A 22,837-nucleotide genomic window follows, 5' to 3' on the forward strand; every position below is an offset into this window, starting at 1 on the left:
TGGCACCGGGCCTCCTGTCCGTCAGGAGAACGCGATCAGCGCGCGGTGCGGCGGAAGAAGGACCGCACGACCGCGCGGAGGCCACCGGACGGCTTCGCCGGACGGGCGACGCGCTGCGGTGCCTGGAAGGCGACGTCGTGCAGGTTGTTGCGCTTGGAGCCGTCCCAGTTGGCGAAGAGGTACGAGCCGCCGATCATCGACAGACTGCGGACCCGTGCCCGGTGCCACTCGCCCGCGCGGACGACGTACCCGGAGTGCCCGGAGTGGATGTTGCGGATCACCGTGTCCACGTCGATGACGCTCGTCGTGGTGACGACGGCGGTGATGCCCGTTCGGTCGCGGGCGACGTACTCGATGATGTGTTCGGTCACAGAAGGGGCTTCGGGTCGGCGTGCAGGGATGGGAACCGCCGTTGCTTCCTGTGCCCAGGATACGTCCACGCACCGACGAGCGGTAGCGCCTGCTCAGGACGTGCGGGCCACCGCGACCCGGCCGGAGCCCGTCAGCGTTCCCGGACCGATGCACGTGTCCCCGAACGCGAGCGGTCGCCCGTCGCACCGGACGTCGCCGTCGAGCAGGACCACGGCGAGCGCGTCGGCGCCCGGCACGGACGACCCGGCGACGCGCTCGACGCGCAGGTCGGGCCGACCCACCCCGCGGCGGACCATGAGGTTGAGGTCGTGGGCGGACTCGGACACTCCGACTGCGGCGACCGCCGACTCCCCCGCGAAGGCGAGACCGTCGTACTGCCCGAGCACCGTGCGCACCCCGTCCACGTCGAGCTCGAGCCCGCGCACGCCGAGCGCCACGAGCACGCGGTCCACGCCGGGCAGCAGGGAGAACGGCGCCGACGAGTCCACCGTCGCGATGCTGAGCCGCACGTCGAAGTCCCCCGCCGACGGCGTTCGCCAGAGCTCCACGGTCTCCCCGAGCCCGTTCGCCCACCGGGTGGGCGCCGTCTCGTCGAACCGGACGAGCCTCACGCGACCCCCTCGTCGTCGAGCGACACGTGCGCGGTCTCCGGCGCGAGGAGGATGGACACGACCATGCCGACGACGAGCACCGCGGCCAGGGCGAGCAGCGTCGCGCTGATGCCCCACCCGGCGAGCGTGATGGGCAGCAGGAACGTGCCGATCGCCGATCCGATGCGGCTCACCCCGTTGAGGAGGCCGACGCCGGCGGCGCGGACGTTCGTCGGGAAGAGCTCCGGCGGGTACACCTGGTCGAGGTTCGAGCTGCCCGACATCACGAACGTGAAGATCAGGAACGGCGGCAGCACCACCCAGACGGGTGCGTGGCTGCCGAGTGCGACGGCGGCGAGCGCGACGGCCATGATGCCGAACGTCCAGATGACGAGCGGACGGCGGCCGATCTTGGCGACCGCCCAGAGTCCCGCGATCCCACCGAGCAGCAGGAACACGTTGAGCAGCAGGCCGGACGCGAACCCGTCGGCGTCCATCCCGAGGCTCAGCAGGATGACGGGCAGGAACGTGTAGATCGCGAAGTACGGGATCACCTGCGCGTTGTAGAACACCGTGCCGAAGACGGTCCGCCGCAGGTTCCGACCGGTGAAGAGGTCCCGGTAGCGACCGGGACGCGCGGTCGAGTGCGTCGCCGCCACCGCGTCGACGTCGAGCTGCCCCGGCAGGTACTTCGCGACGATCGCGCGGGCTTCCTCGATGCGGCCCTTCGTGATCAACCACCGCGGCGACTCCGGCGTGCCGAGCCGCAGGATCAGCACGACGATGGCCGGGATCGCGCCGCTCGCGAGCAGGAAGCGCCAGCCGAGGTCGGACGGGATCGTGCTGATCCAGGTGCCGATGAAGTAGGCCGCCGTGTACCCGACCGTCCACGCGACCGTGAGCGAGGCGAGGAGGCCGCCGCGGAAGCGAGCCGGCACGAACTCGGCGACGAGGGTCGGCCCGAGCGCGTAGTCAGCGCCGACGCCGAAGCCGATGAGCAGGCGGAGCACGAACAGCGACACGGGTTCGTGCACGAAGAACTGCGCTGCCGACGCGACGACGATGAGCACGAAGTCGAGCATGTAGATGAGCCGACGGCCGAACAGGTCGCCGAGCCACCCGCACGTGATGCTGCCGACGAAGATGCCGATGAGCACCGAGCTCGCGATGAGGCCCGACCACAGGGCGTCGACGTGCATGCCGGAGCCGATGAGGGTCAGTGCGATCCCGATGCTGCCGAGGGCGTAGCCGTCCGAGAAGTTCGCACCGAAGGTGAGCGCGGTGATGCGGAGGTGGAAGCGGCTGAGCTTCTCGGGACGGTCCTGGTGCACCGCGGGGGTGCCGGTCGAGGACGATGTCATGGTGCTCCGATGGTCGGTGTTCCCGTGATCTCGAGGAGCTCGTCCGAGCAGACCAGGGTGTAGAGGGTCTCGATGTCCTCGCCGAACGCACGGTCGTGTTCGGCGAAGGGGACGTCACGGCGGACGCGGGTCCGGACTGCGGCGAGCGCCGGGGAGCTCGCGTCGATCGAGTCGAGCAGGTCGGTGGCCTGTGCGGCGGTGAGCAACTCGATCGCGAGCACGTACCGGAGCCGCTCCACGGTACGGGTCGCCTGCTGGGTGGCGAGGTACGCGTTGCTGATCGGGTCCTCCTGTCCGGCCGAGGTGGGGATCGAGTCGATCGTCGCCGGGGACGCCTCGCCGCGGATCTCCATCACGAGGGCGGCGGCGGTGTACTGCGGGATCATCAGGCCGTTGTCGAGCCCAGGGGTCCTGGCCAGGAACGGTGGCAGTTCGCTGACCGTGCTGTTCACCATGCGGTCGACGCGGCGTTCGCTGTGGTGGGCGAGGACCGCCGCCGCGGCCTTGAGCGAGTCCATCGCGAGGCCGATCGACGTCGCGTCGAAGTTCCCGCCCATCACCGCGTCACCGTCACCACTGCCGTCGCCGAACAACACCGGGTTGTCGCCGAGGGATCCGAGGGCTTCGTCGACGATCGTCGCGGCGTCGCCGAAGGCCCGTGCGACGGACCCGTGCAGCTGAGGCATCGCGCGGATCAGGTAGGGGTCCTGCACACGGTGGTCCCGGTGCCGCCCGGCGAGGGCACTGCCATCGAGCAGCCGCGCGATGGTGCTGGCCGACCGCTGCTGCTCGGGGGCACGGCGGAGCGCGTGCAGGCGCGGGTCGAGGGCCCTGGTCGTGCCGCGGAGCGCCTCGAACGACAACGCGCCGATCACATCAGCGTGCCGCAGTGCGCTCGTGGCGTCGTGCACGGCCAGGGCGGCGATGCCGGTGACGCTCATGATGCCGTTGAGGAGCGTCAGCCCCTCCTTGGCCTCGAGCCGGATGGGCGACAGCCCCGCGGCGTGCAGCGCGTCCGCCCCCGGGAGCACCACGCCGGCGACCCGGGCGCGCCCGCGACCGATCAGGACGAGGGCGATGTGCGCCTCGAGCGCGAGGTAGCCGAGGGAACCGGAACCGGGCACGACCGGCGTGACGCCGCGGTTCAGCAGTTCGCGGACGAGTTCGAGGGTCTGCAGGCGTGTGCCGGAGTAGCCGCGACCGAGGTGTCCGAGCATCGTGACGAGGATCGCCCTGACCTGTTCGTCGGGGATCGGCGCGCCGACGGACACGGCGTGGGACACGATGATGTTCTCCTGGAGCCGCCGGGTGTCCTCAGGGGAGATCGTCTCGGTGTAGTTGTCGCCGAACCCGGTCGTGACGCCGTAGACCACGCGCCGGTCGGCGACGAACTTCGTCACGAGTGCCGCCGCGGCGTGGACCCGGGCTTCGTACGCGGCCGAGAACGAGACCGCGGCGCCGTGCCTGGCGACGGCGACGACCTGCTCGATCGACAGTTGCGCGTCGTCGAGGTGCACGTCGGTGGGCTGCATCGGACGTCGTTCCTTCCTGCGGGACGGAGGGGGTCAGCGGGCGGGTTCGTACACCGACGCCGCTTCGCGGACGAGCCAGCCGCCGATCCGGGCGACGTCGTCGGTGGTGGTCAGTCGGTAGCTCGGGACCAGGCAGGACATCGCGGCGACGACGCGGCTGCCGGCGGAGATCGGCACGGAGACCGCGGTGACGTCCTTCTCGGCGCCCTCGACGACCACGACGTACCCGTCGGGCCCGACGTCACCGAGCAGGACCCTGCCGACCGCCGTGTCCTCCACGGGGATGGCGCGCCCGACCCAGCCGACGTGGCGGATGGACTGCGTGCCCTCCGCGATCGCGAGGTGCACCGCGGTGTTCCCCGTCCCGAAGACGCTGAGGTAGCAGGACTCGGTCGTGCCGTCCGCGACGCGTCGCATGGCATCGCGGGCCTGGACGACCAGGGCCGTGTTCGAGAGTGCTGCGGCGCCGAGCTGCACCAGGTGCGGGCCTGCGGTGAACAGCCCGTCCTCGTCGCGGCGGACGAACTCGTGCGACTCGAGCGAACGGAGCAGTCGGAGCGCCGTGCTCGCGGACAGGTCGGCGCGCCGTGCGACCTCGGTGAGGGTGAGTCCGTCGGCGTCGCACACCAGCCCGAGCAGCCGGAGCGCTCGGTCGATCGTCCGCATGCCGGGCCCGCCGGTGGGTTCCTGCTCCATGCTGTCACCCTATGCAAACGCGCTGCCACTGGGTAGCAGTTGTCGTTTCGAGCGGATTAAATCGGATCGCTCACTTCTGCGGCGGAGCGTCGGCGCCGCCGATCCGCCGTGACAGCTCCCCCGCGACGCGCGTGACCTCCTGCACCAGACCATCCGGGGCCGCGCCGTCGTCATCGGACCGGTACGTGCACGCCACGCTCGCCACCGGCCACCCGCTCCCGTCGAGCACCGCGACGCCGACGGAGGCGAGTCCCTGCGTGACGGCGCCGACCTCGGTGGCGATCCCTGCCTCCCGGATCACGGCCAGCTCGGCCCGGAGCGCGCGACCGTCGGACGGCCCGGTGCCGGTCCGCGACACGAACGCCGAGTCGGACGGGTACAGCGCACGCAGCTGCGCCGGCGGCAGCGCGGCGAGCATCGCCTTGCCGCTCGCGGTGAGGTGTGCCGGCAGCCGGACCCCGACCTCGGTGACGAGCGTCGGCCGGTGCCGCGCGCGCTCCTCGACGACGTACACGACCTCGGCGCCGTGCATGACCGCCAGGTGCGCACTCTCCCCGGTCCGGTCCACCAGGGTCGCGAGCAGCGGTGCGCCGAGCAACGACAGCGGCTGCTGGCGCGTGAACCCGGACCCGAGCTCGAACGACGCGATCCCGAGCGCGTACCGCCGGCTCTCGGGGAGGTGGATCACGAACCCGTGGTCGACCAGCGTGGACAGGAGTTGGTAGACGGTGGAGCGCGGGAGTCCGAGCCGCGTCGCGATGGCGGCCGCCGCCATCGGACCACGCTGGGAGCCCAGCACGGTCAGGATGCGCAGCGTCGAGTCCGCCGCAGGGGCCTTGGGCACGGTCCTCCTGTCGCCGCCGTGTTTCGTGTCCGGTATCCCGGACACTACCTGCCGTGGAGCACCATGCGGAACGCGGCGTTCGTGTCGGATGGACGTGGCAGCCCGGCCACCACACGCCACGGCCGCGGCCCCCAGCCACGACGGGACGACGCACGGCCCGAGAAGGAGCACCATGACCCGCACCGGACAGTCCACCCCGAGCACGGTCGGCGCACGCCCCGTCCGAGCGGCGCGCGGCACGGAGATCAGCGCGAAGAGCTGGCAGACCGAGGCGCCGCTGCGGATGCTGATGAACAACCTCGACCCGGAGGTCGCCGAGCGCCCGGACGACCTCGTCGTCTACGGCGGCACCGGCCGCGCCGCCCGCAGCTGGGAGGCGTTCGACGCGATCGTGCACGCACTCCGCGACCTGGAGTCGGACGAGACGCTCCTGGTGCAGTCCGGCAAGCCCGTCGGGATCTTCCGCACGCACGAGTGGGCGCCGCGGGTGCTCATCGCGAACTCGAACCTCGTCGGCGACTGGGCGACGTGGCCCGAGTTCCGCAAGCTCGAGGCGGAGGGCCTGACGATGTACGGGCAGATGACCGCCGGGTCGTGGATCTACATCGGCACGCAGGGCATCCTGCAGGGCACCTACGAGACCTTCGCCGCCGTCGCCGACAAGCGGTTCGGGGGTACCCTCGCCGGCACGATCACGCTCACCGGCGGCTGCGGCGGCATGGGCGGCGCCCAGCCGCTCGCGGTGACGCTCAACGGCGGTGTCGCGCTGGTCGTCGACGTGGACGCGAGCCGTCTGCAGCGCCGCGTCGAGCACCGGTACCTCGACGAGATGACGGACGACATCGACGACGCGATCGAGCGGGTCACCCGCGCGAAGGCGGAGCGACGGGCGCTCTCGGTCGGGCTCGTCGGCAACGCGGCCACGGTGTTCCCCGAGCTCCTCCGGCGCGGCGTCGCGATCGACGTCGTCACCGACCAGACCAGCGCGCACGACCCGCTGAGCTACCTGCCGGAGGGCTACGACGTCCAGACGTGGCACGACCGCGCCGAGCAGGAGCGCGACACGTTCATCGACGACTCGCGTCGGTCCATGGCCAAGCAGGTCGAGGCGATGGTCGGGTTCATGGACGCGGGCGCCGAGGTGTTCGACTACGGCAACTCCATCCGCCGCGAGGCCGAGCTCGCGGGCTACGACCGGGCGTTCGCGTTCCCCGGCTTCGTGCCCGCGTACATCCGCCCGCTCTTCGCCGAGGGCAAGGGCCCGTTCCGCTGGGCCGCCCTGTCCGGCGACCCCGCCGACATCGCGGCGACGGACCGGGCGATCCTCGAGCTCTTCCCCGAGGACGAGAAGCTCCGCCGCTGGATCACCTCGGCGTCCGAGAAGGTGCAGTTCGAGGGGCTCCCGGCGCGCATCTGCTGGCTCGGGTACCAGGAGCGCCACCTCGCCGGCCTGCGGTTCAACGAGCTCGTCGCAGACGGCACGATCTCCGCGCCGATCGTGATCGGCCGCGACCACCTGGACTCCGGGTCGGTCGCGTCCCCGTACCGCGAGACCGAGTCCATGCAGGACGGCTCGGACGCGATCGCCGACTGGCCGCTCCTGAACGCCCTGCTCAACACCGCGTCCGGCGCGACCTGGGTGTCCATCCACCACGGCGGCGGCGTCGGTATCGGCCGTTCCATCCACGCCGGCCAGGTGATCGTCGCCGACGGCACGGACCTCGCCGCCGAGAAGATCGCCCGCGTGCTCGTGAACGACCCGGGCACCGGTGTCATGCGCCACGTGGACGCCGGCTACGAGCGTGCCGAGGAGGTCGCCCGCGAACGTGGCCTCCGCGTCCCCATGTGGGAGGTCTGAGCATGACCGACTCGGGCGCGACGGTCCTCCCGGGGCTGGCCGAGATCGCCGAGGTCGGGCGGGACACCGTCCGCGGCGGGTACTCCAGGCACCTGCTGGACGACGCCGAGCGCGACCTCCGCGACTGGTTCGTCGAGCGTGCGGAGCGCCTCGGTCTCGACGTCGAGCGCGACCGGAACGGCAACACCTGGGCATGGTGGGGCGCACCGGGGCCCGATGCGTTCGTCACGGGATCCCACCTCGACTCGGTCCCCGGCGGCGGCGCCTTCGACGGCCCGCTCGGCGTCGTCTCGGCACTCGACGCCGTCGCACGTCTGCAGCAGGAAGGGCACCGCCCGTCGCGACCGACGGCGATCGCCGTCTTCGCCGAGGAGGAGGGCTCGCGCTTCGGCGTCGCCTGCCTCGGGTCGCGCCTGCTGAGCGGCGCCATCAGCCCGGAACGAGCGCTCGCGTTGACCGACGCGGACGGCACCAGCCTGGAGGCAGTGCTCACCTCCGCCGGCATCGACCCGTCCGCCGTCGGTCCGGATCCGGATCGCCTGGCCGGCATCGGCACGTTCGTCGAACTGCACGTCGAGCAGGGGCGCGGACTCGTCGACCTCGGGTCGCCCGTCGCGCTCGCGTCGAGCATCCTCGGGCACGGCCGCTGGCGCTTCCGGTTCTCCGGGCAGGGCAACCACGCCGGCGCGACACGCATGACCGACCGGCGCGACCCGGTCGTCGCGGCCGCTGCAGCCATCGCCGCCGTGCCCGGGATCGCTCGTTCGGCAGCGGACGCCCGGGCGACGGTCGGACGGCTCCGAGCGGTCCCGGGCGGGACGAACGTGATCGCGTCGACCGCGGAGTTCTGGCTCGACGCCCGGGCCGGCGAGGACGCCGTGACCCGCACCGTCGTCGGGGCGATCGTCGCCGCGGCCGAGGACGCCGCCGTCGCGAACGGCTGCGCGCTCGAGGTGACCGAGGAGTCCTGGTCGAGCCGTGTCGACTTCCCGGAGGGACCGCGGGCGGCGATCGACCGCGTGCTCGAGGGCGACGTGCCCGTGCTGCCGACGGGCGCGGGGCACGACGCCGGGGTCCTCTCCACGCACGTCCCGTCCGCGATGCTCTTCGTCCGGAACCCCACCGGCGTCTCGCACGCGCCGGAGGAGTGGTCGGACGCCGACGACTGCGCCGCCGGGGTCGAGGCGCTCACGACCGTGATGCGGGCGTCGACGTGACCGGCGGCGCTGCCGGTGCGAGCGCGGTGCACTGCGCGACCGCGGTGCACTGCGCGACCGCGGTCGTCGACGGCGTCGCACGGTCCGACGTCCGCCTCGACCTCGACGGAGCCGGTCGGATCACCGCCGTGACGGTCGGCGTCTCGCCGCGCGCCGGGGACCTGCGGCTCGGCACCGTCCTCGCCGGATCGGGCAACGCCCACTCGCACGCGTTCCACCGGGTGCTCCGTGGGCGGACCCACGCGGACGGCGGCGACTTCTGGCAGTGGCGCACCGCGATGTACCGAGCCGCCGCAACCCTCGACCCGGACACGTACCGCCAGCTCGCGGTCGGCGTCTTCGGGGAGATGCTCGCCGCCGGCTGGACCGCCGTCGGGGAGTTCCACTACGTGCACCACCGCCCGGACGGGTCCCGGTACGACGACCCGAACGCCGTCGGCCTCGCCATCGCCGACGCCGCGCGCGAGGTCGGCATCCGCCTGACCCTGCTCGACACCTGCTACCTCACCGGAGCGCCGGGGCAGCCCCTTGCGGCGGAGCAACGCCGGTTCGGCGACGGGTCGGCAGCGGCATGGCTCGAGCGCTGGCACGCCCTCCGAGCCGCGCTCGGCGACGACCCACTCGTGACGGTCGGCGCCGCGGTGCACTCCGTCCGTGCGGTCGCGCCCTCCGACGTCGCGGTGATCGCGAGCGGGCTCCCCGACGACGTCCCGCTCCACGTGCACCTGTCCGAGCAGCCCGCCGAGAACGAGCAGAGCCTCGCCGCGTACGGCGTCCGGCCGACGCGGGTGCTCGCCGACGCCGGGGCGCTCGGTCCTCGGCTGAGCGTCGTGCACGCCACGCACCTGACCGACGACGAGATCGTCCAGCTGGGGAACGCCGGGGTCTCCGCGGTGATCTGCCCCACGACCGAGGCGGACCTCGGCGACGGCATCGGTCCGGCCAGGCGACTCGCCGACGCCGGTGCGACCATCGCGCTCGGGTCCGACCAGAACGCCGTCGTCGACCCGTTCCTCGAGGTCCGCGGACTCGAGGCGGGCGAACGCCTCCACGCCCGACAACGCGGGGTCTTCTCCCCGCGGGAGCTCGATGCCGCACGGTCCACCGCCGGCTACCGAGCCCTGGGCGTCACCGGGGGCATCGGCGTCGGCGCCGTGTGCGACCTCGTCGAGATCGACTCCGCGACCGTCCGCACCGCCGGCGCCCGGCCGGAGCAGCTCCTCCTCACGGCGACGGCGTCCGACGTGCTCCGGGTGGTCGTCGGTGGCCGGGTCGTCGCCGACCGCGGCGTGCTCGTCGACGGCCGCTCCCCCGCCGCGCTGCTCCACGATGCGATCGACGTGATCGGCGCTGCCGGACCGACCGACTCCGCCTCGACGAACGGACCGCGCGCATGACGAGCGAACTCATCACGGACATCGGCGAACTCCGCACGATGGACCCCGCGGACGCCGACGGCTCCGACGCGGCCGCCGCGTCCGTCGTCCGTCACGACCAGGCCGTCGTCGTCGAGGGCGGCCGCGTCGCGTGGGTCGGCCCGGCCGCCGACGCGCCCGCCGCCGACCACCGCACGAGCGTCGGTGGCCGCGCCTGCCTGCCCGGCTGGGTCGATTCGCACACGCACCTCGCCTTCGCCGGTGACCGCGCGACCGAGTTCGTGGACCGGATGGCCGGGCGCCCCTACGAAGCGGGCGGGATCATGACGACGGTCGCGGCGACCCGGGACGCGACCGACGAGGAGCTCAGCCGGAGCGCCGCGGCCCTCGTCGACGAGGCCGTCGCACAGGGCACGACGACGATCGAGGCGAAGACGGGCTACGGCCTGGACGTCGACACCGAACTCCGGCTCGCCAGGATCGCCGCGCAGGTCGCGGACGTCGTGACCTTCCTCGGCGCGCACGTGGTGCCGACGGGAGTCGATCGACGGACGTACCTCGACCTCGTCACCGGCCCGATGCTCGACGCCGTCCGCCCCCACGTCGGGTTCATCGACGTCTTCTGCGAATCGGGGGCGTTCTCCCCCGACGAGTCGCGCGCCGTGCTCCTCGCCGGCCGCGCAGCGGGGCTCGGGCTCCGGGTGCACGGCAACCAGCTCGGCGAGACCGGCGGCGTCGCACTGGCCGTCGAGCTCGGCGCAGCGAGCGTCGACCACTGCAACCACCTGTCGGCCGCCGACGTCGACGCGCTCGCGGGGTCCGACACGATCGCCACGCTGCTGCCGGCGTGCGACCTGTCGACCAGGGCGCCGTTCGCGCCGGCCCGAACACTGGTCGACGCCGGAGCCCGGATCGCGCTCGCGTCGAACTGCAACCCGGGCACGTCCTTCACGTCGTCGATGCAGTTCCAGGTCGCCACCGCGGTGCTCCAGCAGCGGCTCACGCTCGAGGAGGCGCTCGGTGCGGCGACCCTCGGCGGTGCGGCCGCGCTCGGCCTCGACACCGGCACGGACGCTGTCGGCAGCATCCACGTCGGCGGGCCGGCCGATCTCCAGGTGATCGACGCGCCGACGGCCGCGCACATCCCGTACCGAATCGGCACGCCGCTGACGGCCGCCGTCTGGCGGCGCGGCCGACGGACCACCGGGGTCACCGCCGTGGGCGGGCCCCGGTAGTCCGGTCAGACCGCGACGGTCGCGAGCGTCGCCGCGAACGGGTCGAATTCCTCGGGGAGCGAGGCGATCGGCTCCACCGTCGACTCGACCTCGACGAAGGACCGCGCGGCGATCGACTCCTCCACAGCCACCATCGTGTCGAGCACGTGGTACCCGACCTCGCCGGTGGCGATGTGCGAGCCACCACCGCGGATCGCCCGCGCCATGTCGAGGACGCCGAGACCTCGACCGACCGTCGGCTCCTCGTCGAGGAGCGTCTCGAAGGACTGCTCGAACGGGAACGTCGCGTCCTTCGTCAGCGGCCGCGCGATGCGGATCGGGTGCCCACCGCCGAACGTGTTCGGATCCGGCAGCACGATCGTGCCCTCGGTGCCGTTCACCTCGAACACGCCGTGCCGGAAGAGCGGGGTGTCGAAGGACAGCAGCGACTGCGCCTGACCGCCCTGCTCGAAGGCCGTCAGCACGGACACGTGCGTCGGGACCTCGACCGGGAAGGACTGCCCGGCGTTCGGCCCGACCACCAGGTCCCTGGTCTCCCGGGACTTCGAACCGGTCGCGACGACGGACGCCACCGGGCCGAGCAGGTGCACGAGCGCCGTGAAGTAGTACGGACCGATGTCGAACAGCGGGCCTGCACCCTTGGCGTAGAGGAACGACGCGTTCGGGTGGAACACGTCGGGTCCCTGCCACTGCATGCTCGTCACGGCGGTCAGCGGGGTGCCGATCGCGCCGGACTCGATCGCGCGCTTGGCGGTCTGCCACCCGGGGCCGAGCACGGTGTCCGGCGCGATGCCGAGCTGCAGCCCGAGTTCGTCCGCCAGGGCGACGAGCCCCGCGGCTGACGCCCGGTCGACCCCGATCGGCTTCTCGCTCCAGACGTGCTTGCCCGCGCGGAGCGCCGCGGTCGAGACCTCGACGTGGGTGGCGGGGAGCGTCAGGTTGATGACGATCTCGACGTCGGGATCGGCGAGGACCTCGTCACCGGTGCCCGACGCGGGGACGCCCCACTTCGCTGCCGACGCCGCGGCGCGCTCGGTGTCGATGTCGCCGATCCGGACGACCTCGACGTCCGGGAACGTCGTGAGGTTCGTCAGGTACTGCTCGCTGATCATGCCGGCACCGATGAACCCGATGCCGACCCTGCCCGTGCGCGTCATGCCGACACCGCTTCCTTGTCCAGCGTCGCGGCGAGCCACCGGTAGGACTGCTCGACTGCGTCGAAGACGTCCAGCTCCGAGTGGTCGAACTCGATCACGGCGTACTCGAGGGCTGGTGCCGCGGCGAGGACCTCGGCGATCGGCACGTCGCCCTGTCCGGCCGGGGTCTGGTCCTGCGGGATCTCGGCGGTGGAGATGCCAGAACGCATCGGGCCGTCCTTGACGTGCACGGCGACGATGCGGTCACCGAGCTCCTGGACGAAGGCGACGACGTCGACGCCGGCGGCCGACGCCCAGTACAGGTCGAGCTCGAGCACGACGCGGGGGTCGAGGAGTTCGGCGAGCACCTGCAGTGCGGGCTTGCCGTTGATCTGCGGCCGGAGCTCGTGGTCGTGGTTGTGGTAGCCGACGCGCAGGCCGTGCTCGGCCGCCTCGTCCGCTGCGGCGTTGAGACGCGCTGCGACGCGCTCGACGCCCTCGCGGGTGGTCCACTCGTCGGGTCCGACGAACGGGTCGATGACGATCTCGAGGCCGAGCTCCTTCGCCGCGGCGAACGTGTCGGCGTGCGACGGTGCGGTCATCGTCGTGCCGTCCGGCAGGGGGATCTCCTGCTGGACGAGGAAGGCGTGGCCGGTCGTGGCGGTGATGCCGTGGGCGTCGAACGCCGACTTGAGCTCCGCGGAGCGGCCGACGAAGGCGAACGCCTCGACGGTGTCGAAGCCGATCGCGGCGAGCCGTGCGACCCCGGCGTCGAGGTCCGGCTCCAGCGCGGCGTTCACCGTGTAGAGCTGCAGCGAGATGGCGAGTGCCATGGGGAGTCCTTTCGTTGGTGCCAGGACCGGCTAGCGGACCGACTTGATCGGGAGGATGACGAGCGCACCGAGGAGCACCGCGACACCGGCGCCCCAGAGCATGAGCGTGTAGTTCTGTCCGCCGCCGATGCCGAGGAGGAACAGGCCGACCGCCGGGGCGAGCGACTGCGGCAGCGCGTTGGCGATGTTGATGACGCCGAGGTCCTTGCCGGGGCGCTCCGGGTCCGGCAGCACGTCGACGACCAGCGCGGTGTCGATGGCGGCGTAGATGCCGTAGGCGAAGCCCATCACGATCTCGGCGAAGTAGAACCCGCCGACGCTGTCGACGTGCGCGAGGATGACGAGACCGACCGCGGTGAGCGCGGTGGAGCTCCACACGAACACCTTGCGGCGGCGGACGCGGTCGGACACCCAGCCGGAGACCGATGCGCTGACGAGCAGTGCCACCGTGTAGAGGAGCACACCGAACGCGACGACCCCGACCGCCTCGGCCTGCGGGAGCCCGACGCGGTCCTCCATGTACAGCAGCCGGTAGGTCGTGAACATGAACGTGCCGAAGGTGATCAGGAAGCGGCCCCACCAGGCGAGCCCGAAGTCGGGGTGCTTGATCGGGTTGGTCCAGAACGACGAGATCAGGTTGATCCAGCTGAACGGCTTGATCGTGCTCGTCGGCAGGTCGTCACGGGCGACGAACGAGTACACGAGGATCAGGATGATCGCCAGGATGCCAGGTGCGATGAAGAGCAGCGGGAGGTTGCCCACCAGGTAGACGGCGAGGTACAGGCCGGCGAGGATCGCGAGGTTCTGCGCGAGGGCGATGACACTCGACGCCTTGCCGCGCTGGAACTCGGGCACGTTGTCGGCGAAGCTCGCGGTCAGCGCAGCCAGCACGGCGTTCGCGGACACCTGCGCCAGGACCCAGGCCACCGTCAGCTGGGGCACGTTCGGCGCGAAGGCGATCCAGGCGAGCGCGACGACGAAGACCACGATGCCGCCGACCATCCACGGGCGCCGACGACCCCATCGGGTGCGGGTGCGGTCCGAGAACGCGCCGACGAGCGGGTTCGCGAAGAGTGCACCGAGGGCACCGAACGGCAGCACGGAGCCGACGATCGTCTCGGGGCTCGCGGGGTTCAGCTCGGTCGCCTTGATGGTCATCCCGACGAACACCGGGGTGAGCAGTGCGGCAAAGAGCCCGAACTGCGCGAGGCTGAGCGCCCACATGTACTTCCGCCCGACACGCACGGTGCTGACGGACTGTGTGAGGCCCTCGACCGAGAACGCACGGGACGCGGCTGCCGGGTCCGTGCTCGTCGCGCCTGCGGCGGCGGTGACCGGCGGGGTTGCGGTGCCGGCGAGACCGGACTGCGGTTCTTCCTTCGACGTCGGTGTCGACATGACTCCTCCTCGAGTCATCAGGGGCGGATGCCCTCCAAGATCCCTAGCCGCGCTAGGTTTTGAGGGACAGTAACACCGAAAAGCTCCGCGCGGAAGTATTGCGTCTTGATTTCATCGCAGTTGCTTTGGGCAACAGGTGTCACCGAGACGGCGTCGCTGCCCGCGGTAGCCTTCGACGGTGAGCTCCAACGACGGATCCGGCGCGCGAGGCCCCTACGCCAAGGGCGTGCAGCGGCGACAGGAGATCCTCGACCGGACGCTCGACGTCGTGGCGTCGAAGGGCATCGACGGCACCTCGCTCCGGGCGATCGGCGAAGCCATCGGCGTCTCGCACGCGGCGCTGCGGCACTACTTCGACTCGCGTGAGGCGCTCCTCCTCGAGGTCCTGCGAGAGCGTGACGCGGATTCGACCCGTCGTCTCGAGGGTGTCGACGGCGTCCTGAACCGGATGGCCGAGGCAGCCGACCACAACGTCAGCGTGCCCGGGCTCGTGACGATGTACACGACGCTCCTCGCGACGTCGGTGGAACCGGGCAACGAGACCTCCCGCGCCTTCTTCGCGGAGCGGTTCGAGATCGCCCGCGCGGACCTCGCCGGGCAGCTGCGCGACGAGCTGCAGGCATCCGGTCGACACTCCGACGCCGATCTCGACCAGGTCGCGTCGCTCATCGTCGCCGCGTTCGACGGCCTCCAGGTCCAGTGGCTGCTGGACCGCAGCGTCGACATCGCCGGGACCCTGCGCCTGCTGGAGCGCGTGCTCTGACGAACCCCCGGACGCCCCAGCCGGCCGTCCGTACTGTCGGGCGCATGAGCACCCCGCCGCGCGCACCCGGCCTGCCCAGGAACACCTGGATCGCGCTCGGCGTGGTGGGCGTGTACGTGCTGCTCGCCGCTGGACTCGGCAACGCGCTCGACGGACTCGCCCCCGAGGACGACGTCCGAGCGCAGTTCGCCCTGGGACACCTGATCCCGCTGCCGATCGCGATCGCGCTCGTCCTGCTGTTCCTCCGCGTCGCCCGGTGGGGCAGGGGCGTCTGGCGCGAGACCCCGACGCCGGCACTGACGCCCCGTCGCTGGTGGCTCGTGTCGATCCCGGTCCTCGCGGTGCTGGTGCCGATCAGCCAGCTCGACACCGTGCCGTGGGGTGCGCGGAGCGTCTGGTTCCTGGCACTCATCGCACTCGGCACGCTCCTGGTGGGGTTCGGCGAGGAGCTCGTGCTGCGCGGCGTGCTGCTCACCGCGGTCCGCGAACGGCACGGCGAGTTCGTCACGATGCTCGTCACCGCCGTGGTCTTCGGCCTGGCGCACGCCCCCGGGAGCCTGATCGCCGGTGTCCCACCGGCGTTCGTCCTCTTCCAGGTCGGCGCCCTCGTCGGGACGGGGGTCGCCTACTACTGGGTGCGTCGGGTGACCGGCCGGATCTGGGTCGGGATGCTCGTGCACGCGTTCACGGACTGGGTCCTGTACGTCGCCTCCGACGCAGGCACGCCGACGGCGGCGCTCACCGTGGGCACGGGCGACCTCGGCGGCTCCGTCTTCACCGCCGTCGTCTCGGTCCTGCTCCTCCTCGCGACGCTCGTCGGCGTCGTCAGCGTCATCCGCGAGGACCGGCGCACCCGACGCGACTCGAAGTACGGGCGCCCCGCGCCCTGACGGACGTCCAGACAGACGGACAGGAGGCTCGGTGCCAGCTGGCACCGAGCCTCCCGTCCATCACATGGTCGCGTCAGACCGTGATCGTCTCGCCGTCCGGGACGGTGACCAGCTCGACACCCGTCAGCTGCCCCGTGAACTGCGCGAAGGAGCCCTTTCCGGCGTCGCTCAGCATGAGGTCGTGGATCTGCACGGCACGGGCGGGGTGCACGGCGCGCACGAAGTCGACCAGCTCGCCGAGCTTCGCCCACGGACCGGAGGTCGGGACGAGGAGCGTCTGGACCGGTTCCTCGGGCACGAAGTACGCGTCGCCCGGGTGGTACACGTTGCCGTCGACGACGTAGCCGACGTTGCGCATGAGCGGGATGTCCGCGTGGATGACCGCGTGGTCACCACCGACGACCTGCACGGCGAAGCCGGCGGCCTCGAACGCGTCGCCCGCGGTGACCGTCGTGACGCGGCCGTCACGATCACCGAGCTCGGCAGCGACGTTCGCCGGAGCCCAGACCCGGAGGTCGGGCTGAGCGTCGAGCGCCGCACCCAGGATCGCGGCGTCGAAGTGGTCGGGGTGGTCGTGGGTGACGAGCACCGCGGTGGTGTGCGCGACGAGTTCAGCGGAGTTCGGCGTGTAGGCGCCCGGATCGATCACGAGGGTCTGCTCGCCCTTGGTGAGCACGACGGTGGCGTGGGTGTACTTCGTGAGTTCCATGCCCGTAACTGTACAGGCTGCCTGTACAGTTTTCCCATGGGCATCGATGAGCAGACGTTCACGCTCGACGACGCGAACGAACTCCGACGGGCGATCGGCGAGAGCGTGCGCGCGATCCGCCGGACGGAGACCACGCCGGAGGGGCAGATCGAGGTGCTCGGGTTCCTCGCCCGGGACGGCGCGTACAGCATCGCGGCGCTCGCACGGCTGCGACGGGTGCGCCACCAGACGATGCGGGTGACGGTGGCGGATCTCGAGGAGCAGGGACTCGTGGCGCGGACCCCGGACCCGGCCGATGCCAGGGGCGTGCTCGTCGCGCTGACCGACACGGGGCGGGAGGTGATCGCGTCCTCGCGCATCCGCCGGTCGACGCGGATCCTCGCGGCCGCCGAACGTGCGCTGACACCGTCCGAGCGAGCGGTCCTCGCGCAGGCCGCCGCCGTGCTCGACAAGCTGACGGCGGCGCTGCACGCCGACGGGCAGTGACCGGGGCGCTGCGGCGGCGGCCCGGCACCGCGACTGGTCGGCGACTCCTCAGACGCTGCGGAGACGGCCGGGCCCGGCCGGGAGCAGCCCGCCGCGGTACTCGAGGACGTCGTCGGAAGCGGTGACGGTCACCGACGCGGCACCGAACCGCCACGCCCGGTTGAACAGGTAGACGCCGAGGGCCGTCGTGCCCTCGTCTGGGACCGCCCACGTGCCCGTCCCCCACTGCGCCGGGTGCCCGACGCCGTCGATCGTCACGGTCGGCCGGGCGAACCACGCGAACGCGGGCTTCACGATCCGGAGCTCGACGCGACGCCTGGTCATCCCCGAGGGCAGCACTGCATCCACCGCCGAAGACTACGGGACGATCAGAGCTGCCGGAGCAACCGTGCGAGCTCGTCGAGGTCGTGCTCGGACCACCGCGAGAGCGCGCCCCGGAACTCGTCCCGAGCGGTGCTCCGTGTGCGCTCCATCCGTTCGATCGCGTCCGCGGTGGCCGCGACGATGATCGCCCGCCGATCCGTCGGGTCGGTCGACCGGGACACGAGCCCGAGCTCCTCGAGCTGGTGCAGCTGCCGACTGAGCACGCTCTTGTCGAACCCGAGGGCCTCGGCGAGGTCGCGCGCACCCGTCGGACCACCGACGACGAGCTCCACCAGTGTCCGGTACCCGGACGGCTGCAGGGCCGGATCGATGTCGTCGGAGCGCTGTCGCATCTGCTGGCGGTACGCGTTGTACAGGGCGGCGAACTGCCGCTCGAGCGTGTCGATGCGGGTCGCGATCCCGTCGGGGACCCCGGGTCCGGCCGACTCCGTTGGCTTGGTCACCTCACGAGTGTCGACCATGTGTCCTGCCACCGCCCTGCGAACCACTGGTCTCGATCACCGGGTTCGAGCCCGTGACGGTCCCGACACCGGCGAAGTCCTCGGCGGATCCCGCGAGCGGCCCCTGGTCGGTGGAGCGCTCGGCGACGGTCTTCGTGGTGAGCGGCTTGTTCGGCATGAAGACGATCGCCAGGACGAGGAGGATCGCGATCGGAGCGGCGATGAGGAAGATGTTCGCGACCGCCTGGCCGTAGGCGGACTCGATGATCTCGCGGACGCCGTGCGGCAGCTGGCTGACGGCCGGGATGCTGCCGGAGGCGAGCTCCTTCGCGACGGCTGCGCCCTTCTCGCCGAGCGCCGCGATCGCCTTGCCGAGCTCCGCCTGCTTGTCACCGATCAGGTCCGATACCCGGGTGCCGAGGACGGTCCCGAGGACGGAGACGCCGAGCGCACCACCGAGCGAACGGAAGAACGCGACACCGGCGGACGCCGCACCGATGTTCTTCGGCTCGGTGGTGTTCTGCACGACGAGGACGAGGTTCTGCATGACCGATCCGACCCCGGCGCCCATGACGAACATGTAGACCGCGACGACGACGTACGGGGTGTCGTACTGGATCGTGCCCATCAGTGCGAGACCGACCACGAGTGCGATCGACCCGATCGTCATGATCGGCTTCCACTTGCCCGTCTTCGTGACGAGCATGCCGCCGACGGTCGAGGCGATGAGCAGACCGCCGATCATCGGGATGGTGAGGAGGCCTGACTGCGTCGGGGTCGCCCCGCGGGCCAGCTGCATGTACTGCGCCAGGTAGACCGTCGCGCCGAACATGGCGATGCCGACGGCGATCGAGCCGATCACGGCCATCGTGAAGGTGCGGTTCCGGAAGAGGGTCATCGGGATGACCGGCTCCGTGGCGCGCAGCTCGACGAACACGGTGGCGACGAGCAGGACGACCGCGCCGATCACCATGACGAAGGACGTGGGCGACACCCAGTCGAAGTTCTTGCCGGCCAGCGTGACCCAGATCAGCAGCAGCGAGACGCCGCCCGCGATGAACGCGATGCCGAGGTAGTCGATCGAGACCTTGCGCTTCGGCAGGGCACGCAGCTTCAGGGTGAGCTGGAGCAGGATGATCGCGGCGATCGCGAACGGGACGCCGACGAAGAAGTTCCAGCGCCATCCGAGGCTGTCGGTCAGCAGACCGCCGAACAGCGGGCCGCCGACGGTGCCGACCGCCATGACGGCGCCGAAGTAGCCGCCGTAGCGCCCGCGCTCGCGGGGGCTGATGATGTCGGCGAGGATGATCTGGCTCAGCGCGGTGAGACCACCGGCGCCGAGGCCCTGCACCACGCGGAAGGTGATGAGCGTGCCGGGGTTCTCCGAGAAGCCGGCGAGTGCGGAGCCGAGGACGAAGATCACCAGCGACAGCTGGATGAGGAGCTTGCGGTTGAAGAGGTCGGCGAGCTTGCCCCAGACCGGGGTGGACACCGTCGTGGCGAGCAGGGTCGACGTCACCACCCACGTGTAGGCGCTCTCGCCACCACCCAGGTCGCCGATGATGCGCGGGAGCGAGGTGCTGACCACCGTCGACGCGAGGATCGCGACGAACATGCCGAGCAGCAGGCCGGACAGGGCCTCGAGCACCTGACGGTGCGACATCGCGGGTGCTGCGGACTCTTGGTCGTGCACGGCTGCTGGTGGTGTGTGTGACATCGGGCTCCCTCGGTGGAACGGGATGCCACGCTGCATCCGAAAAGTTGACAGACGTCAATCATCGCACATCGTTGACGTACGTCAACTAGTGCGTTCGCTGCACCGCTCCGCTAGATTGTTGAACAACTTCGGCGACGACAGGGGTACGCGTGACGACGATCGACCTGAACAGCGACCTCGGCGAGGGCTACGGCGCCTGGACGATGGGCGACGACACCGCGATGCTCGACGTCGTCTCGAGCGCGAACGTCGCCTGCGGCTTCCATGCCGGCGACCCGACGATCATGCTCGCCACGGCCCGCGCTGCGGCATCGCGTGGGGTCGCGGTCGGGGCGCACGTGGCCTACCGCGACCTCGTGGGCTTCGGTCGTCGTCCGGTCCAGGTCACGCCGGACGAACTGCACGCCGACGTCGTCCACCAGCTCGGCGCGATGGCGGCCACCGCACGGGTCGCCGGCACGACCGTGACCTACGTGAAGCCGCACGGCGCGCTGTACAACACCGCGTGCGCCGACCCGGTGCAGGCCGACGCGGTGACCCGGGCGGTCGCCGACGTCGACCCGTCCCTGGCCGTGCTCGCGCTGCCGGGGTCCGAACTCCTCCGTGCCGCCGAACGCCACGGACTGCGCACGGTCACCGAGTCCTTCGCGGACCGCGCGTACGAACCGGACGGGTCGCTGGTGTCGAGGAGCACGGCGGGCGCGGTGCTGCACGACCCGGACGTCGTGGCGGCCCGCGTGCTCCGGATGGTCGCCGAGGGCGTCGCCACCGCCGTCGACGGCTCGGAGATCCCGGTGCGCGCCGACTCGGTCTGCGTGCACGGTGACTCACCGGACGCCGTCGCGATGGCCCGCGCGATCCGTGCGCTGCTCACCGAGCAGGGCATCACGATCGCGCCGTTCGCCCCGGCGCCGTGAGGCCCGACGTGCGACCAGCGGGTGGCACCGCCCTGCTCGTCACGTTCGGGTCCCTGGCCGAGGTCGTGACGTTCCGCGCGGGGATCACCGCCGCGGTGCTCCCAGGCGTGACCGAGGTCGTGTCCGGCGCCCGCACACTCCTCGTCCGGTTCGACCCGGCCAGGACGGACGCCGGACGGCTCCGCGCCGACCTCGCGCGCGTCGAGCCCGCGGACACCGAGCGGGCCGGCGACACCGACCCGCTCGTCGTCCCCGTCACCTACGACGGCGACGATCTCGACGCGGTCGGCGCCATCACGGGCATGACGCGCGACGAGCTCGTCGCGTGGCACACGGATCAGGTCTGGACGAGCGCGTTCTGCGGCTTCGCCCCGGGTTTCAGCTACCTCACCGGCACCTCGCCGGCGTTGGACCTCCCCCGTCGCGACACCGCGCGGACCGCCGTCCCGAGCGGGGCCGTCGCCCTCGCGGGCGAGTTCAGCGCGGTCTACCCGCGGGTCTCGCCCGGCGGATGGCAGCTCATCGGCCGCACCGACGTCCCGATGTGGTCGGTCGACCGCGACCCACCGGCGCTCGCCCCCGCTGGCACCCGGATCCGCTTCGTGAGGGCCGACTCGTGAGCACACTCACCGTCCTGCGCGTCGGCTTCGGCGTCACGACCCAGGACCTCGGTCGCCCCGGCCTCAGCGACATGGGCCTCGGCGCAGCCGGCGCCGCCGATCGCGGGTCCGCAGCGCTGGCCAACCGCATGGTCGGCAACCGTCCGGACGCGGCCGTCCTGGAGGCCCTGCTCGGCTCCGTCACGCTCCGCGCCGATTCGCACGTGGTCACCGCCGTCACCGGGGCCGCTCCCGCGGTCCACGTCACGCGGGCGGACGGCTCGGTCCGCGGCGCGGCCGCCAACGAGATCGTCGCGCTCGACCCCGGCGACACGCTCGACATCGGCGTGCCGGACACCGGGCTGCGCACGTACGTCGCGGTCCGTGGCGGGTTCGCGGTCGCGCCGGTCCTCGGGAGCCGGTCGTGGGATTCGCTCGCGCGGCTCGGTCCGGCACCCGTGGTCGTCGGCGATGTGCTCGGCATCGGCGACGCAGCCGACGCGTGGCCCGTCGTCGACGCCGTCGCCCCGCCGCTCGGGCCATGGCAATGGGAGCCCGTCGTGCTCGACGTCGTGCCGGGTCCCCGCGACGACTGGTTCACGCCCGAGTGGCGGACGACGCTCACCGGGCAGGACCACCACGTCACGCAGGACAGCGACCGTGTCGGGGTCCGGACGACCGCCGCCGAACCACTGGTCCGGGCGGTCACGCACGAGCTCCCGAGCGAGGGCGTCGAGACCGGCTCGCTGCAGGTCCCACCGGCGGGCTTCCCCGTGCTGTTCCTCGCCGACCACCCGGTGACCGGCGGCTACCCGGTCGTCGCGGTCCTCACGCCGGGGTCCGTCGACCGTGCGGCACAGCTCCGACCGGGCGACACGGTCCGCTTCCGCGTCAGCGGATGAGCGCGGCGACGGCGTCGACGACGATCTGCCGCCGCCGTGCCGGGGTGACCGCTCGGACGAGTGGCTCGAACCCTGCCGGTGTCGTGCTCCACATCGCCGCTGTGGTGAGGACGAGCGCGAGGAGGACGGCCGGCCGGTAGCTCCGCGGGACGACGCCGGCGCGCTGCGCGTGCTCGATCGCCGACACGACGGCCTCGTTGGCGACGACGACGTCCTCGACGGGGCTGGCGTCCTGGCGTTCCAGGCGGTACCAGGTCGCCAGACGCAGCGCCCAGGGCCGACGGGCGTAGCTGTCGTGCAGTCGCCCGGCGTACTGCGGGAGGTCGTCGGTGTCGAGCGGCACGTCCTCGAGCGTCTCCGCGACGGATTGCGCGACGACCGCGTCGAACAGCCCTTCCTTGCTCCCGAAGTAGTGGAAGATCTGCGCCTTGTTGCTCGACGACGCCGCCGAGATGCGCTCGATCCGGGACGCTGCGAGCCCGACGGCCGCGAACTCGTCGCGCCCGGCGAGCAGGAGTCGAGCCCGGACGGCGTCGGCGGGCGGGGGCGTGAAGGCGGCCATGGCCACCACGCTACCGACTC

Annotated in this window: 24 protein-coding genes; 10 read left to right on the forward strand and 14 right to left on the reverse strand. The window is 71.8% G+C overall.

Annotated features, from left to right (window positions below; genetic code table 11):
- Positions 1–35 precede the first annotated feature (35 nt).
- From ACIPJ2_RS17050 to ACIPJ2_RS17075, 6 genes are all read right to left on the reverse strand, one after another.
- Positions 36–371 (reverse strand): hypothetical protein, encoded by a 336-nt coding sequence (locus ACIPJ2_RS17050; RefSeq protein WP_281265628.1) that lies wholly within the window; start codon positions 369–371, stop codon positions 36–38.
- A 93-nt stretch (positions 372–464) separates the two neighbouring features.
- Positions 465–983, reverse strand: coding sequence for a HutD family protein (locus tag ACIPJ2_RS17055; RefSeq protein WP_402729818.1), 519 nt, complete (start codon positions 981–983; stop codon positions 465–467).
- On the reverse strand, positions 980–2,323 hold the full coding sequence (locus ACIPJ2_RS17060; RefSeq protein WP_402729819.1) for an MFS transporter: 1,344 nt from the start codon (positions 2,321–2,323) through the stop codon (positions 980–982). The genes ACIPJ2_RS17055 and ACIPJ2_RS17060 overlap by 4 nt, the downstream gene beginning before the upstream one ends.
- On the reverse strand, positions 2,320–3,855 hold the full coding sequence (gene hutH, locus ACIPJ2_RS17065) for a histidine ammonia-lyase (protein ID WP_402729820.1): 1,536 nt from the start codon (positions 3,853–3,855) through the stop codon (positions 2,320–2,322). The genes ACIPJ2_RS17060 and hutH overlap by 4 nt, the downstream gene beginning before the upstream one ends.
- Before the next feature lie 33 nt (positions 3,856–3,888).
- Complete coding sequence (locus ACIPJ2_RS17070; protein WP_281265632.1) at positions 3,889–4,551, reverse strand: IclR family transcriptional regulator; 663 nt, start codon at positions 4,549–4,551, stop codon at positions 3,889–3,891.
- A 70-nt stretch (positions 4,552–4,621) separates the two neighbouring features.
- A complete protein-coding gene (locus ACIPJ2_RS17075; RefSeq protein ID WP_402729821.1) occupies positions 4,622–5,395 on the reverse strand; it encodes an IclR family transcriptional regulator in 774 nt (257 codons plus the stop codon).
- 172 nt (positions 5,396–5,567) lie between these two features.
- Between ACIPJ2_RS17075 and hutU the strand changes: the two genes are divergently transcribed.
- Genes hutU through hutI form a run of 4 tightly spaced genes read left to right on the forward strand, consistent with a single transcriptional unit; the run spans position 5,568 to position 11,081 of the window.
- Complete coding sequence (gene hutU, locus ACIPJ2_RS17080) at positions 5,568–7,253, forward strand: urocanate hydratase (protein WP_402729822.1); 1,686 nt, start codon at positions 5,568–5,570, stop codon at positions 7,251–7,253.
- Positions 7,254–7,255: 2 nt separating this feature from the next.
- Positions 7,256–8,470, forward strand: coding sequence for an allantoate amidohydrolase (locus ACIPJ2_RS17085; protein ID WP_402729823.1), 1,215 nt, complete (start codon positions 7,256–7,258; stop codon positions 8,468–8,470).
- Positions 8,467–9,867: a formimidoylglutamate deiminase gene (locus tag ACIPJ2_RS17090; protein ID WP_402729824.1), complete on the forward strand. Its 1,401-nt coding sequence runs from the start codon at positions 8,467–8,469 to the stop codon at positions 9,865–9,867. The genes ACIPJ2_RS17085 and ACIPJ2_RS17090 overlap by 4 nt, the downstream gene beginning before the upstream one ends.
- Entirely contained in the window at positions 9,864–11,081 is a 1,218-nt protein-coding gene (gene hutI, locus ACIPJ2_RS17095; RefSeq protein WP_402729825.1) for an imidazolonepropionase, read from the forward strand. The genes ACIPJ2_RS17090 and hutI overlap by 4 nt, the downstream gene beginning before the upstream one ends.
- A 5-nt stretch (positions 11,082–11,086) precedes the next feature.
- Here hutI and ACIPJ2_RS17100 read toward each other — a convergent pair whose 3' ends face one another.
- From ACIPJ2_RS17100 to ACIPJ2_RS17110, 3 genes are read right to left on the reverse strand one after another with little or no spacing between them, the layout of a single operon-like run.
- Positions 11,087–12,238, reverse strand: coding sequence for a Gfo/Idh/MocA family protein (locus tag ACIPJ2_RS17100; RefSeq protein WP_402729826.1), 1,152 nt, complete (start codon positions 12,236–12,238; stop codon positions 11,087–11,089).
- On the reverse strand, positions 12,235–13,050 hold the full coding sequence (locus tag ACIPJ2_RS17105; RefSeq protein WP_402729827.1) for a sugar phosphate isomerase/epimerase family protein: 816 nt from the start codon (positions 13,048–13,050) through the stop codon (positions 12,235–12,237). The genes ACIPJ2_RS17100 and ACIPJ2_RS17105 overlap by 4 nt, the downstream gene beginning before the upstream one ends.
- Before the next feature lie 30 nt (positions 13,051–13,080).
- Positions 13,081–14,448, reverse strand: a complete 1,368-nt coding sequence (locus ACIPJ2_RS17110; RefSeq protein ID WP_402729828.1) for an MFS transporter — start codon at positions 14,446–14,448, stop codon at positions 13,081–13,083.
- A 178-nt stretch (positions 14,449–14,626) separates the two neighbouring features.
- Between ACIPJ2_RS17110 and ACIPJ2_RS17115 the strand changes: the two genes are divergently transcribed.
- Together ACIPJ2_RS17115 and ACIPJ2_RS17120 are read left to right on the forward strand one after the other, a co-directional pair.
- Positions 14,627–15,211 carry a TetR/AcrR family transcriptional regulator gene (locus ACIPJ2_RS17115; protein WP_402729829.1) on the forward strand — a complete coding sequence of 195 codons (585 nt, stop codon included), beginning with the start codon at positions 14,627–14,629 and terminating at the stop codon, positions 15,209–15,211.
- A 44-nt stretch (positions 15,212–15,255) separates the two neighbouring features.
- Positions 15,256–16,101, forward strand: coding sequence for a lysostaphin resistance A-like protein (locus ACIPJ2_RS17120; protein ID WP_402729830.1), 846 nt, complete (start codon positions 15,256–15,258; stop codon positions 16,099–16,101).
- 73 nt (positions 16,102–16,174) lie between these two features.
- Here the strand turns inward: ACIPJ2_RS17120 and ACIPJ2_RS17125 are convergent, their stop codons facing one another.
- Complete coding sequence (locus tag ACIPJ2_RS17125; RefSeq protein WP_402729831.1) at positions 16,175–16,810, reverse strand: MBL fold metallo-hydrolase; 636 nt, start codon at positions 16,808–16,810, stop codon at positions 16,175–16,177.
- Between the two features lie 36 nt (positions 16,811–16,846).
- On the opposite strand from ACIPJ2_RS17125, the gene ACIPJ2_RS17130 reads away from it, so the two are divergent.
- On the forward strand, positions 16,847–17,296 hold the full coding sequence (locus tag ACIPJ2_RS17130) for a MarR family winged helix-turn-helix transcriptional regulator (RefSeq protein ID WP_402729832.1): 450 nt from the start codon (positions 16,847–16,849) through the stop codon (positions 17,294–17,296).
- Positions 17,297–17,344: 48 nt separating this feature from the next.
- Here ACIPJ2_RS17130 and ACIPJ2_RS17135 read toward each other — a convergent pair whose 3' ends face one another.
- Genes ACIPJ2_RS17135 through ACIPJ2_RS17145 form a run of 3 tightly spaced genes read right to left on the reverse strand, consistent with a single transcriptional unit; the run spans position 17,345 to position 19,837 of the window.
- A complete protein-coding gene (locus tag ACIPJ2_RS17135; protein ID WP_402729833.1) occupies positions 17,345–17,644 on the reverse strand; it encodes a hypothetical protein in 300 nt (99 codons plus the stop codon).
- Between the two features lie 20 nt (positions 17,645–17,664).
- On the reverse strand, positions 17,665–18,123 hold the full coding sequence (locus ACIPJ2_RS17140) for a MarR family winged helix-turn-helix transcriptional regulator (RefSeq protein ID WP_281265646.1): 459 nt from the start codon (positions 18,121–18,123) through the stop codon (positions 17,665–17,667).
- Between the two features lies 1 nt (position 18,124).
- Complete coding sequence (locus tag ACIPJ2_RS17145; protein ID WP_281265647.1) at positions 18,125–19,837, reverse strand: MDR family MFS transporter; 1,713 nt, start codon at positions 19,835–19,837, stop codon at positions 18,125–18,127.
- Positions 19,838–19,986: 149 nt separating this feature from the next.
- On the opposite strand from ACIPJ2_RS17145, the gene ACIPJ2_RS17150 reads away from it, so the two are divergent.
- From ACIPJ2_RS17150 to ACIPJ2_RS17160, 3 genes are read left to right on the forward strand one after another with little or no spacing between them, the layout of a single operon-like run.
- Entirely contained in the window at positions 19,987–20,754 is a 768-nt protein-coding gene (locus tag ACIPJ2_RS17150; protein ID WP_402729834.1) for a LamB/YcsF family protein, read from the forward strand.
- An 8-nt stretch (positions 20,755–20,762) separates the two neighbouring features.
- Positions 20,763–21,374 (forward strand): allophanate hydrolase subunit 1, encoded by a 612-nt coding sequence (locus ACIPJ2_RS17155; protein ID WP_402729835.1) that lies wholly within the window; start codon positions 20,763–20,765, stop codon positions 21,372–21,374.
- Entirely contained in the window at positions 21,371–22,255 is an 885-nt protein-coding gene (locus tag ACIPJ2_RS17160) for a biotin-dependent carboxyltransferase family protein (RefSeq protein WP_402729836.1), read from the forward strand. Before ACIPJ2_RS17155 ends, ACIPJ2_RS17160 begins: the two co-directional genes overlap by 4 nt.
- On the opposite strand, the gene ACIPJ2_RS17165 is transcribed toward ACIPJ2_RS17160, so the two are convergent.
- Positions 22,245–22,817, reverse strand: coding sequence for a TetR family transcriptional regulator (locus ACIPJ2_RS17165; protein ID WP_402729837.1), 573 nt, complete (start codon positions 22,815–22,817; stop codon positions 22,245–22,247). The two genes, ACIPJ2_RS17160 and ACIPJ2_RS17165, sit on opposite strands and share 11 nt — an antisense overlap.
- Between the last annotated feature and the right edge of the window lie 20 nt (positions 22,818–22,837).

The organism is Curtobacterium sp. NPDC090217, from assembly GCF_044746705.1.
GTDB lineage: Bacteria > Actinomycetota > Actinomycetes > Actinomycetales > Microbacteriaceae > Curtobacterium.